This window comes from Amycolatopsis circi, from assembly GCF_003385235.1.
Taxonomy (GTDB): domain Bacteria; phylum Actinomycetota; class Actinomycetes; order Mycobacteriales; family Pseudonocardiaceae; genus Amycolatopsis; species Amycolatopsis circi.
Window position 1 is genome coordinate 1 of the sequence record NZ_PQIA01000133.1, and the last position, 12,455, is coordinate 12,455.

Consider the following 12,455-nt stretch of genomic DNA (forward strand, 5'->3'; position numbering starts at 1 on the left):
GCTGCGGGCCGAGCGTCGCTCCCGTGCAGTGGCACACCCCCGGCCCGCAGCAACCGGGCCAGCCACAGCCGGGCCAGCAGCACCAGCCGGGCCAGCCCGTCGTCGGATGGGCCAGCACCAACCCGGCGATGCCCGCGCCGGAGCCCCCCGCGGTCGAGTCGTTCCTGAACTCCGCGGCGGCGGCCCCGGCGACCCCGGCGTCCGAGAAAACGCAGCCCGCCTTCCCGCACACCCCGGGCACCCCGTTCTCCACCGACCGGCCGACGACCGCGCCGAGCCCCGCCGACGACCGCCCCACCGCGGTCTTCGGGGCGATCCCGGCGAACGGCAACCAGCCGGAGCCGCGCCGGCTCTGGGAGGACGACGCCAAACCGCGCCGTTCGCGGCCGACCTGGCTGTTCCTGTCACTGGCCGTGCTCGTGGTGCTGGCGCTGGTCGTTGGCGGCATCTGGTTCATCGGCAACAAGAACGACGCGAACGACACAGCCGCCCCGCCGCCCGCCGCGTCGTCCGCGCCGAACACCCAGCCGCCCTCGCTCGAGGACAAGCTGCCCGCGCTGCAGGGCACGCCGAACCCGGAAAACTCGACCATGGCGCTGGACAAGGCGGTCCAGGCCAAGGCGGTCTCCGATGCCGACGCGAACCTGATGCGCGCCGCGGGCGCGGACCAGCTCGTCTACCACGCCTACGGCACCGCTGACGGCGGCACGACGCTCCTCGCGGTCCCGACGCCGTCCAAGGCGCAGGCCGGTCAGCTCGTCCAGGGACTGCGGCAGAACCTCGTCACCGGCGGGTTCGACAGCAGTCCGCTCGGCCCGGCGGCCACCGACCTGCTCTACACCGGGAGCAGCCCGGCCGGACGCGTGCTGGCCTTCTGGTACACCTCCGGCGGCGTGTCGGTCGGCATCGGCGTGTCGGGCCCGGTCGGCCAGGATCCGGCGGCGCTGCGGTCCCGGATGGAAGAGATCCGCGCGAAGGTCGCGGCCGCGCTGCCCGCGAGCTGATCGCACCCCGGCGCACAAGGCGACCCGCCAGGTCACGTGGGGTCGCACCCGTGCACAATGTCCACGTCGTCACACACAATCGGGTAGCGGCGACGCATTGACCGTCGCCATGCCGACAGATAAGGGGGGCCCTGGTGTCCTGGCAGGAGGAGCTGCGGCGGCTGGACGAGGAGCTCGCGTCAGGGCGACTCTCCGCGGACGACTATCGCATCCGGCGTGATCAGGTGCTGTCCTCGGCTGTCGGCCAGCAGGACCAGCCCGCCCCGCCGCCGCCGAGCCAGAGCGCGGACTCGACGCAGGTGATCGCCCCGGTCAGCCCGCCCAGCGGCGTGCCGCAGCAGCAGCCGCAGGCCCCGCAGCAGCCGCCCGCCGACGCCGGTGCCGAGCGCACCCAGGTCGTGCAGTCGTGGCAGACCCAGCAGCCGCCCGCGGACCCCGGTCCCGAACGCACCCAGGTCGTGCAGCCGCAGCAGCACCAGCCGCAGGCGCACTACTCCCCGCCCGGCGGATTCCCGCAGGGCACGGCCTCGCCGCCGGGGGGCTTCCCGCAGCAGCCGTGGAACGCGGCCGACAGCGACCAGACCCCGCCGTGGGGCGGCGGCGACCTTCCGCCGCTCGGCCCGTCCGGGGGCGACTCCGAATGGGTCCGCCAGGGTCCGGAGTACTTCAGCGACAAGCCTAAAAAGAGCAACGGCAAGAAGATCGGCGCGATCGTCGGTGCGGTGATCGTGCTCGCCGGCATCGCGTTCGGCGCGTACTGGCTGTGGGGCCGCGACAGCGGAGGCGGCGGCACCGAGCAGACCAGCGCGCAGCACCAGCCCGGTCCGTCGTCGGCGCCGAAGCCGCCGGACCCGCTCGGCGTCGCGAGCATGCCGGGCAAGGCCGAGACGCACGACGACGTCACGTCGTTCTCGCAGGTCGACACGCTGAAGTACCTCAACCCGCAGGAACTGAGCGCCTACCAGGCGGCGGGCGCGTCCAAGGTCAAGTTCGTCGTGTACCACCTCGAGGACGGCAACCTGATCACGCTGTTCCTGGCCCAGGCCAGCAGCCCGACCGCGGCGAAGAACGCGGCCGAGAAGCTGATGGAGGTCCAGGTCACGAACGGGGCCAAGCGGGACACCACCGCGCCGAACGGCGTGTACACCACCGTGATCGAGCCGAAGGAAGGCCAGTCGGCCCAGTCGCGCGGGCACTACTCGCACGGGAACGTGGTCGTCCGCGTCGAGGTGTCCGGCAAGGCCGCCGAGCAGACCAAGACCGACTTCACCACCGCACTGAACCAGCAGCTCACGGTACTGACCGCCGATGCCTGAGCCCGGGACCACCGCCTGCACGATCGTCGCCCGCAACTACGTGCCGGCCGCGCGCGTGCTGGCCCGGTCCTACCTCGAGCACCATCCGGGCGGCCGCTTCGTCATCGCGGTCATCGACGCCCCGCGCGAACAGTCGGACCGGGCCGGCGACGGACTCACCGTCGTCGGCCCGGCCGCGTTCGGCATCGACGAGGACGACTACCTGCGGATGGCGACCGCGTACTCGGTCACCGAACTCGCCACGTCGGTCAAGCCGTACCTGCTGCGCGAACTGCTGAAAGAGTCCGAGGCCGCGATCTACCTCGACCCGGACATCGAGCTGTTCGCGCCGATCCCCGAGGTCGCCGAGCTGGCCAAGGAGCACGACATCGTGCTCGCGCCGCATTTCCTGACCCCGTTGCCGCAGGACGGCATGGAGCCGGACGACGCGGTGATCATGGGCACCGGCATGTTCAACCTCGGTTTCATCGGCGTCGGCCGCGGCGCCGGGCCGTTCCTCGACTTCTGGGCGGGCAGGCTGCGCCACGACGCGATCGTCGCGCCCGAGCAGCAGCTGTTCACCGACCAGCGCTGGGTCGACCAGGTGCCGTCGCTGTTCCGGCACCACGTGGTCACCGACCCCGGGTTCGACGTCGCGTACTGGAACCTTCACGAGCGGCCGATCGGCCGTGCCAAGGACGGTGCCCTCACCGCGGGCGGCGCGAAGCTGCGGTTCTTCCACTTCAGCGGTTACCGGCCGGAGAAGCCGTGGCTGCTCAGCTTCCACTGCGCGCGCAAGCCGCGCGTGCTGCTGTCGCACAACGACGACCTTCGCGCCATCTGCGATTCGTACGGCACGAAGCTGCGCGAAGCGGGGTACGCCGAGTCGCTCGACTCGATTCCGTACGGCTTCAAGGATTTCCAGGACGGCACGCCGGTGCCGAAGCTCGCGCGGCGCGTTTTCCGCGAGGGCTGGATCAAGGCCGAGCGCAAGAAGAAGGCCGCGCCGCCGCACGCCTACGCCGAGGACGGCGGGCTCGCGCTGCGCGAATGGCTCGCCACTCCGGAGGACCAGGGCCAGGCCGCGGCCGGGCTGAACCGGCTGACGCACGCGATCTGGGCGTCGCGAATTGACCTGCAGATGGCGTTCCCGCATCCCTACGGCGACGACGCCGACGCTTTCCGGCACTGGTGCGCCGGGTCCGGTGTCTCCGAGGCCGGGCTGCCGGAGTGGGCGCTGCCGTCCGAACCGGTCGCCACCCGTCCGCCGCACGACGAGTTCGGCGTGAACCTGCTCGGCTACCTGACCGCTGAGCTGGGGCTCGGCGAGATGGGCCGGATCGTGCTCGAGGCGATCGAGACCGGCGGCGTGCCGGTGGCCACGGTGCTGGAGGAGAAGGCGGTTTCGAACCGCACCGGCATCGAGCGGCCGGCGACGGTCGGCGACCCGCGGTTCCCGGTCAGCGTGTTCGCGGTGAACGCGGACCAGACCCGCACGATCCTGACCAACCACCCCGAGGTCGGCGCGGACCGCTACCGGATCGGGCTGTGGGCGTGGGAACTCGAAGATTTCCCGCAGTGGCAGCACGAAGCGTTCGGGATGCTCGACGAGGTCTGGACGGTCAGCGACTTCTGCCGTCGTGCGTTCGCCGAGCATTCGCCGATTCCGGTCAAGACGATCCCGGTGCCGGTGCGCGATCCGGGCGAGCCTTCACCGCCCGCGCGCGACAAGGGCGAGCCGGTGCGGTTCCTGTTCGCCTTCGACTTCAACAGCGTCGCGGAACGCAAAAACCCTTGGGGCACAGTCGAAGCGTTCCAGAAGGCGTTCCCTGGCCGCGAGGACGTCCGGCTCACCGTCAAGGCGATCAACTCGAAGCTGCACCCGCAGGCCGCCGAACGGCTGCGCGCGGTGGTCCGCGGCGACGACCGGATCGAACTGATCGAGCGCTACCTCAGCGTCGCCGAATTGCACGAGCTGTACGAGACCAGCACCGCTTACGTTTCGCTGCACCGCAGCGAGGGCTTCGGGCTCACTGTCGCCGAGGCGATGGCGCGCGCGATGCCGGTGCTCTCCACGGATTACTCCAGCACCACCGAATTCCTCGACGCGTCCACCGGCTGGCCGATCCCGTACCGGCTGATCCCGGTCGGCGACGGCAACTATCCGTACCACGCCGACGCGGTCTGGGCGGAGCCCGATCTGGACGCCGCCGCGGCCGCGATGGTGCAGATCGCCGACGACCCGGCCGAGGCAACTGCCCGCGGCAAGCGCGCGCGGGAGGTCGTCCTGCGCGAGCGGTCGATGGCGACCGCCGCCGAGTGGATGCGGCGCGAGCTGGAGCAGGCGCACGCGATCTGGCAGGAACGGCAGCGCACCGCGACCCCGCCGCCCGAGCACCCGCTCAGCCCGCTGCAGCAGGCGACCGAGGCGTTGCGCTGGCGTCCGGAAGCGGGCGCGCCGTCGCGGCTGCCGCTCGCGCCCGCGCTGCGCAAAGCCGTGCTGCGCGCCATCGACCACTACGACGTGCACCAGCGCCACGTGATGAGCGCGCTGCTCACCGCCACCGAGGAAAGCAACCGGCGGTTGCTGGACCGGATCGAAGGCCTGGAACGCAACATCGACGAATCCCGCCGGGCCGCGCTGTCCACGCGCACCCTCGGCGAACGGCTCGAAGGCTTGCGCGGCACGGTCAACGAGCTGCGCCGGCAGGCTCCGGAAACGGACGTCGCGCTGCGCAATCTCGAAGCGGACGTGGCGAAGCTGGCCGAGAGCTACGACGGCGTCGGTGCGGAAGTCGAAGCCGCGGCCGGGACTGTGCATAAGATGTTCGCGCGCCGCGACGAACGGCTCGACGCCGACGAGAAGGCCATCCAGCGGGTGACCCTCGACGTCAGCGCGATGCGCGACGCGGCCCGGCTCCGGCACGCTCCGGTGCCGCGCGGGGCGGACGTCGTCCAGTGCGACGTCGGCGCGCTGCTGATGCCGATCGACGAGGTCATGCTCCCGTGGATCCTGTTCCACCGGTCCTGGGAGGACAGCGAGGCCGAGCTGATGGCGTCGCTGGCCGAAGGCGCGTTCCTGGACATCGGCGCGCACGTCGGCTACCACACGCTGCGGCTGCTGCGGGCCACGCCGGACGTGACCAGGGTGATCGCGGTGGAGGCCGACCCGGTCAACGCCGCGTACCTGCGCCGCAACGTCGAGGTCAACCTTCCCGCCGCGGCGGGCGAGCTGGTCACCGTGGTCGAGTCGGCCGCGTGGGACGAGCCCGGCACCGTGCACCTGGCGCAGGCGACCCCGGGAAACAGCGGCGACAACCGCGTCACCACGGACGGTTCCGGCGTCGAGGTCCCGGCGGTGCGGCTGGACGCCGTGCCCGAGGTGACCGAGCAGCGGATCGGCCTGGTGAAGGTCGACCTGCAGGGCCGCGACCACCGTGCCCTGGCCGGGCTGGCCGAGGTGCTGCGCCGCGACCGGCCGCACGTCGTGTGCGAGTTCGACCCGGGCGCGATCGCGGAGCTGGGCGACGACCCGGCCGTCGTGCTCGCCGGGTACCGCTCGCTCGGCTACACGCCGAAGGTGGTCACCGACGACGGCCCCGCCGACCAGGTGCTCGAAGACTCGGCGATCATCGCCGCGGCCAAGGCGGACGAGAAGCAGTTCGTCACGCTCTGGCTCGCGCCCTGAGCTGATCGCGCACGTGGCGGCTCAGGGCGCCACGTGCGCGATGGTCAGCAAAAACGCGCCGTACCAAGCACTTCCGACGGTGATCACCGGCAGCAGCACGGCCAGTACCCGGTTCGGCAGCTTCGCCAGCAGAAGCGCGACCGGCACGGTCAGCACGAACGCGGGCACCAGGAAGCGCGCGCGGGACTGGAAGAAGTTCGACGAGCACAGCGCGATCACCACGGTGAGCGTGCCGTAGATCTGCCACGGCAACGGCAGCCGCGTCGCCCACGTCCAGAACTGCAGCACCACCGCGGCGAGCACGACGAGCGCGGTCACGGTGATCCAGCTCGCCTCGTCCGAGGTGAGGCCGTCGCGGACCTGGGTCCAGGTGAAAACGCCGAAGTCGAAGTGCATCCGCCAGGCGTTCTGCAGCCAGAACCAGCCGTCCGGGCGGCCGGTCCGGATCCAGACGTACCCGAGGTAGCCCAGCAGGCCGAGCGGCGCGATCAGCCCGCCGACCCACGGCCGCCAGCCGTCGCGACGCTGGAAAACCGCGATGAGGGCGGCGATGCCAACCGCGGCGATCAACGCGCCGGAACTGGCCCGGGTCAGCCCGGCCAGCACCGCGAACCCGCCCGCGACCAGCCATTCGCGCCGCGCGAGCAGGACCAGGGTCCAGGCCACGAGCGCCATCAGCAGCGCTTCCGAGTACACCAGATGCAGCGCCGTCGAACCCGGCCCGATCGACCACAGCACGGCGACCAGCAGACCCACGCGCGGTCCGGCCAGGTCGCGGCCGAGCACGAACAGGCCCCACGCGGCCGCGCATCCGGCCAACAGCGAGATCGTCATCCCGGCCACGAGCGGCGGGATCCCGACCAGCGTCAGCAACCCCACCGTCGCCGGGTAGAGCGGGAAGAACACCAGGCTGTTCTCGACCGGCAATCCGTCGATGCCGAGCGCGATCGGCTGGTCGTAGCCGTGCTGAGTGACCGAGAGGAACCAGTTCGCGTCGAAGTTGTCGATGAACCGGCCCGGCGACACGTCGGCCTTCCAGCTCATCATCCAGAGCACGCCGAACGCGACGAGCTGGAACAGCAGGTAGAGGCTGATCGCCGGGGCGGCTTGGCGGAACGCGGTGCGCAGGGTCGGCGAACGCTCGACGGTCGCGTCGAGACTGGGCTGCTGCACGCTCCCCGAACTCCTGAACTAGCTCGCACAAACCGGACGAATTCCTGCCTGATCGTACCTGGCGACCGCATAATCCGAGGCCAGAACGGGTTTTGTGACTTTCCCCCCGCTTACCGGCAATTCCGGGGAGTACGTCCGGGCCGGGGGTACGAGGCGGTAACCTTCACGAGGTTGTCGGTAGCGGAAGACGGGGGTGAGCACGCTGGCCGAGCCGGATTCCGCTGCCTTGGCCGAGCCGTCCGCGCCGCCGAAGAAGACCCGGATCGTCTTCATCGACATCGGTCGCGGCCTCGGCGCGCTGCTGGTCTTCTACAGCCATATCGCCCATCCGTGGATCATCGCGAAGAACGACAAAGCCCCGTACGTCGACTTCATCGAGGCGCTCACGAGCGGTCCGATGCACATGTCGAAGCAGGGCATCGGGCAGATCGCGGTGCCGTTCTTCTTCCTGGTCAGCGGTTTCGTCGTGACGCCGATCGCGCTGCGCCAGGGTACCGGGCGATTCGCGCTCAACCGGTTCATCCGGGTGTACGCGCCGATGCTGTTCGTGGTGCTGCTGACCGCGTTCCTGATGCTGGTGAGCCTGCACCCGCCGTCGACCGGGCAGTCGCAGACGCTCAACCCGCTCACCGTCCTGACCAACACCACGCTGGTCAACTACCTGATCTTCCCGCAGGTCGTGCTGGTGCCGGTGGCCTGGACGATGATCGTCGAGGTCATCTTCTACCTGCTGCTGATGGCGGTGCTGCCGCTGCTTCGCCGGTGGGTGTGGCTCGGGATCGCGGTGGAGCTGACGTTCATCTTCGTGGTGATGATGAGCCGGTCGCAGTTCGGACCGTCGTGGTCGCTGTTCGCGGTGAACGTCTCGTATCTGCCCGCGATGCTGATCGGCCAGGTCGTCTGGGCGACGACCAAGAAGCAGATCCCGCTGTGGACCGGCGCGCTGTACGGCGGCTGCGCGTGGTCGCTGTACGTGCTGGCGGACGTCATCAACGTCGGCCGCGTGGACAGCTCCTACAACCTCGCGCTGGCCTTCGCCGTCGCCTGCTTCCTGATGGGCATGTTCGCCGAGGACCGGCTGAAACAGCGCAAGATCTGGACCATGCTGTCCGAGCGCAGCTACTCGATCTACCTGCTGCACATGCTGGTCACGTTCGTGCTGCTGCAGTTGCTGCGCCCGGCGGTGCCGCTGCCGATCGCGCTGCTGATCGTGATTCCCGCGGTGTTCGGGGTGGTCGAGTTCAGCTACCGGTTCGTGGAACGGCCGAGCCACTCGCTGGCGCGGCGGTTGTCGCACCGGCCGAAGCCGCGTCCGCCCGCGCCGGAAACGCCCGATCCTCCCGTTGAGCCGCCGGTCGAGACGCCGGGGGAAAAGACTCAGTTCGTCGACGACACCGAAGTGACCCTCGAGATCCCGAGGATTCCCGCCGAACCGGTGCCGCCGCGTCGTCCGGCGCCTAGGCCGCTTCCGGCGCAGAACGGGCGGATGCCGAGGAATGGCGCTCCGCCGACCGCCGCTCCGCGCGTCGACCAGCCGCGCACGATGGCTCCTCGCGCGAATGGCGGTGCGCACCGCCAGCGTCCGGTCTCCGAATCGGGCGTCGACCGCACCGCCGAACCGCCGGTGCGCCGCGCGATGCCGCCGCGCCGGCGGCCGTCAGCTCCGCCGGAGTTGCGCTACCAGCCGGACCAGGAAAACCAGGGCCAGCGCGGCGACCAAGACGATCTCCCACGCCACCGCGACTCCTTCCGCCACACCCCTCGCTGAGAGGTGATGCTCTGCCTGTAGGGCGTGCGAGGGTGGGAGGACGTTCACCGACACGGCGTAACTCACACTCCCGGCTTAGCTCACGCGTGCGAGACCTCGTGAGTGGCAATCCCGGTTAGAACCGGCATTGCCACTCACGAGCGGCGGGGGGTGACGAGGCCGGATTCGTAGGCCAGCACCACCAGCTGCGCCCGGTCCCGAGCGCCGATCTTGGTCATGATGCGGCTGACGTGCGTCCGCGCCGTCGCCGTGGAGATCACCAGGTGGGCGGCGATTTCGTCGTTCGACAGCCCGCCCGCGACCAGCGCCAGCACCTCGCGTTCGCGTTCAGTCACCTCCTGCACGGCCGAGGTGTCGATCCGCCGGTGCTCCGGCCGTCCGACGATCTCGGCGATCAACCGGCGCGTGACGGTCGGGGCGAGCAAGGCCTCCCCCGCCGCGACGACGCGCAGCGCGTGCAGGAGTTCGACCGGTTCGGTGTCCTTCAGCAGGAAGCCGCTGGCCCCCGCGCGCAGTGCCTCGTAGACATACTCGTCGACATCGAAAGTGGTCAGGACCAGCACTTTCACCCCGGCGAGATCGGGGTGCGAGGTGATTCGGCGGGTCGCTTCGAGACCGTCGGTGCCCGGCATCCGGATGTCCATCACGACGATGTCCGGCCGGTGCTCGACCGCCCGCGCGACGGCCTGCTCGCCGTCGCTTGCCTCGCCAGCCACCTCGAAGCCGTCCTCGGTGTCCAGCAGCAGCCGAAATCCGGCGCGGACCAGGGCCTGGTCGTCGGCCAGTACGACGCGGATGGTCATTTCTCCCCCTCCACGGGCAGTTCCGCCCGCACCTGGAAACCCTGCCCGGTGACGCTCGCCTCGACGCTGCCGCCGAGCGCCGTCGCGCGTTCCCGCATGCCGCGCAGCCCGTGCCCAGGCGTCGGCTGGACGGTGCCGCGGCCGTCGTCGCGCACGATCAGGACCAGCGTGCCCGGCTTCCGCTCGAAGCGGACCTCGACGCGCTGTGCCCCGTCCGCATGCCGGACGACGTTGGTGAGCGACTCCTGCAGGATCCGGTACGCCGCACCGTCCACCGGAGCGGGCAGCTCGCCGGCTTCACCGTGCAGCTCGACTTCCAACCCGGCAGTGCGCGCGTGGTCGAGCAGTTCGTCGACCTGCGCGAGGCTCGGCGCGGGCGCGCGGTTCTCGCCGGAACGCAGCACGGCGAGCGTCGCGCGGAGGTCGTTGAGCGCGGACGCGCTGGCCGCCTTGATGTGGAGCAGCGCTTCCTTCGCCTCTTCCGGCCGCCGATCCGCGACGTGCGCCGCGACGCCCGCCTGGACGTTGATCATCGCGAGGCTGTGTGCGACGACGTCGTGCACCTCGCGGGCGATCCGAAGCCGCTCCTGCTCGGCCATCCGGTGGCGGTGCTCGTCGACCTGCTCGCGGCGGGCAGCGACAGCCGCGAACTGGAACCGGACCGCGGTCGCGATGCCGATCACGGCCGCCATCCAGACCACGGAGAACAGCGCCCAAGCACTGACCGCAAACGTTTGCGCGGCGATGATGTGGACGACGTACGCCGCCGCGAGGACCGTTGCGCCAGTGCTTCCGGCGACCACCGGACCCTTCCGTCGCGTGAGCACGAAGAGCGCGATGGTGGGAACGATGATCACTGGCCCGCCGGGCTCGGGCGACAGGTAGTACGCGTACGCCGAAGCCGCGGTGAGCACGAACAGCGCCAGCGGGTACCGGTGGACGAGCAGCAGAGTCAGCACGGTCGCGGCCAGCCACGCGGCACCGAGCGGGCTCAGCGGATGCGGCGCGTGCTGCCAGCGGACGGACGCGCTGGAGCCGCCGAGCACGAACGCGAGCACCACGACGGTCCGGAACACCCGCCCGAACCACGGGTTCTGCGCCCGCCACCAGAACATGATGCGAAAACTACCGGGGAAGCCCGCCGGGCGCGTCCGTCGTGGAGCGCGGGATCCGGCTACGCGTGGCGCGGTATGTCGAGAACGCTCGTCCGGCTCCGTTCACTGGTCAAACGGAGAAAAAGGAGACGGTGATGAGCGAAGTAGTGGCCGGAGCGAGCATGTCGCTGGACGGTTTCGTGGCGGGACCGGGCGAATCCGGGTTCGACCTGCTTTTCGGCTGGACGGGCAGCGGCACCGAGGAGGTGCCGACCGCGCAGCCGGGACGCTCGCTGCGCATGTCCCCGGCCAGCGCGAAGGTCGTGCGCGCGCAGCTGGAATCGACCGGAGCGCTGCTCGTCGGCAGGCGGCTGTTCGACCTGACCTCGGGCTGGGGCGGCCTGCATCCGTTCGGCGGGCCGGTGGTCGTGGTGACGCATCAGCCGCCTGCCGGATGGGAGGACTCGCCGTTCACCTTCGTCACCGAAGGCATCGAGGTCGCGGTGGCGCGGGCGAAGGAACTGGCCGACGGCCGCGACGTCGGTGTGAACGCGGGCGAGATGGCGCGGCAGTGCTTGAACGCCGGACTGCTCGACGCCTTGCGAATCGATCTGGTGCCGGTGCTGCTCGGCGGCGGGGTGCCGTTCTTCGGCGAGTTCGGCCTAGGACCGGTGCGCCTCGGCGAGCCGGACATCACCCCCGGCGAAGGCGTGACCCACCTGCACTACCGCGTGGTCGGCACGAACTCCCGCAGCTTCGCATGCGTCTCGTCGTTCGCCGGGGTGTAGACCGACATCCGGATCTCCGAGCGGCGACCGGCGTAGAGGTAGGTGAAGTCGAACGTCAGCAGGCCCGCCTCCGGGTGCAGGTATCGCTTGCTCTTGGCCTGCTCGGTGTTCACGTCGTGCTGGCTCCACAGCTCCTCGAAGCACGGCGACTCCGCCCGGAGCCGCTTGACCAGCGACTTCCAGCCGGGCTCGCCCATGTGCTCGGCCATCGCGGCACGGAAGGACGAGACCATCCGCGGCACGTTCTGCTCCCAGTCGACCATCCGCTCTTTCCATTGTGGATTGAGCAGGCACTGCACGAGCGTGTTGCGTTCCTCGTACGGGATCGCGTCGACGCCGCCCATCAGCCAGTCGTAGCCCGCGTTGTGGCCGAGCACGTCGAAGCGCGCGTTGCGGACCGCGACCGGGAACGGCTCCAGCTGGACCATCATGTCCCGCATCGACGGGGTGATCGCGGAGCAGTGCTTCTTCTCGGTCACCGGCTCCGGCGCGCCGGCGAGGGTGAACAGGTGCACGTGTTCGTGCGGGTCGAGCCGGAGCGTGCGGGAGATCGCGCTGAGCACCTGCTCGGACGCGTTGATGTCGCGGCCTTGTTCGAGCCACGTGTACCAGGTGACCCCCACCCCGGCGAGCTGCGCGACTTCCTCGCGGCGCAGCCCCGGCGTGCGCCGGCGGCCGCCGAGCGGCAGGCCGACCTGCTCGGGCGTGATCCTGCCGCGCCGGTTGCGGAGGAACTCCCCCAGCTCGGTCCGGCGAAGGCGGTCTTCGATGCCAGTGGTCACGACTACCAGGTAAGCACAACCCCGACCCTGTTACCAGGTAGTCGCAGTACCAGGATAAAA

Annotated in this window: 9 protein-coding genes; 5 read left to right on the plus strand and 4 right to left on the minus strand. The window is 70.4% G+C overall.

What is annotated here, in order from left to right; genetic code table 11:
- From D0D37_RS37570 to D0D37_RS37580, 3 genes are all read left to right on the plus strand, one after another.
- Positions 1-1,004, plus strand: a 1,004-nt coding sequence (locus D0D37_RS37570; RefSeq protein ID WP_208720326.1) for a hypothetical protein, incomplete at its 5' end; no start/stop codon positions are given.
- Between the two features lie 134 nt (positions 1,005-1,138).
- On the plus strand, positions 1,139-2,320 hold the full coding sequence (locus tag D0D37_RS37575; protein WP_116205340.1) for a flagellar basal body-associated FliL family protein: 1,182 nt from the start codon (positions 1,139-1,141) through the stop codon (positions 2,318-2,320).
- Entirely contained in the window at positions 2,313-5,987 is a 3,675-nt protein-coding gene (locus D0D37_RS37580) for an FkbM family methyltransferase (RefSeq protein ID WP_116205341.1), read from the plus strand. The genes D0D37_RS37575 and D0D37_RS37580 overlap by 8 nt, the downstream gene beginning before the upstream one ends.
- Positions 5,988-6,008: 21 nt before the next feature.
- Here D0D37_RS37580 and D0D37_RS37585 read toward each other — a convergent pair whose 3' ends face one another.
- The gene (locus D0D37_RS37585) at positions 6,009-7,160 is read right to left on the minus strand and encodes a glycosyltransferase family protein (RefSeq protein ID WP_116205342.1); all 1,152 of its coding nucleotides are present in this window, start codon (positions 7,158-7,160) and stop codon (positions 6,009-6,011) included.
- A gap of 193 nt (positions 7,161-7,353) precedes the next feature.
- Between D0D37_RS37585 and D0D37_RS37590 the strand changes: the two genes are divergently transcribed.
- Positions 7,354-8,928, plus strand: coding sequence for an acyltransferase family protein (locus D0D37_RS37590; protein WP_116205343.1), 1,575 nt, complete (start codon positions 7,354-7,356; stop codon positions 8,926-8,928).
- Between the two features lie 134 nt (positions 8,929-9,062).
- On the opposite strand, the gene D0D37_RS37595 is transcribed toward D0D37_RS37590, so the two are convergent.
- Positions 9,063-9,731, minus strand: a complete 669-nt coding sequence (locus tag D0D37_RS37595; RefSeq protein ID WP_116205344.1) for a response regulator — start codon at positions 9,729-9,731, stop codon at positions 9,063-9,065.
- On the minus strand, positions 9,728-10,846 hold the full coding sequence (locus D0D37_RS37600) for a sensor histidine kinase (protein WP_116205345.1): 1,119 nt from the start codon (positions 10,844-10,846) through the stop codon (positions 9,728-9,730). The genes D0D37_RS37595 and D0D37_RS37600 overlap by 4 nt, the downstream gene beginning before the upstream one ends.
- 134 nt (positions 10,847-10,980) lie before the next feature.
- Here D0D37_RS37600 and D0D37_RS37605 point away from each other — a divergent pair, with 134 nt between their 5' ends.
- On the plus strand, positions 10,981-11,613 hold the full coding sequence (locus D0D37_RS37605) for a dihydrofolate reductase family protein (RefSeq protein WP_116205346.1): 633 nt from the start codon (positions 10,981-10,983) through the stop codon (positions 11,611-11,613).
- Here D0D37_RS37605 and D0D37_RS37610 read toward each other — a convergent pair.
- Positions 11,550-12,395 (minus strand): helix-turn-helix transcriptional regulator, encoded by an 846-nt coding sequence (locus D0D37_RS37610; RefSeq protein ID WP_116205347.1) that lies wholly within the window; start codon positions 12,393-12,395, stop codon positions 11,550-11,552. The two genes, D0D37_RS37605 and D0D37_RS37610, sit on opposite strands and share 64 nt — an antisense overlap.
- Between the last annotated feature and the right edge of the window lie 60 nt (positions 12,396-12,455).

Bases quoted from the DNA above. Each gene is read 5' to 3' on its own strand.
- D0D37_RS37595 (WP_116205344.1), bottom strand. From the start codon at position 9,731: ATGACCATCCGCGTCGTACTGGCCGACGACCAGGCCCTGGTCCGCGCC.
- D0D37_RS37580 (WP_116205341.1), top strand. From the start codon at position 2,313: ATGCCTGAGCCCGGGACCACCGCCTGCACGATCGTCGCCCGCAACTAC.
- D0D37_RS37600 (WP_116205345.1), bottom strand. From the start codon at position 10,846: ATGTTCTGGTGGCGGGCGCAGAACCCGTGGTTCGGGCGGGTGTTCCGG.
- D0D37_RS37605 (WP_116205346.1), top strand. From the start codon at position 10,981: ATGAGCGAAGTAGTGGCCGGAGCGAGCATGTCGCTGGACGGTTTCGTG.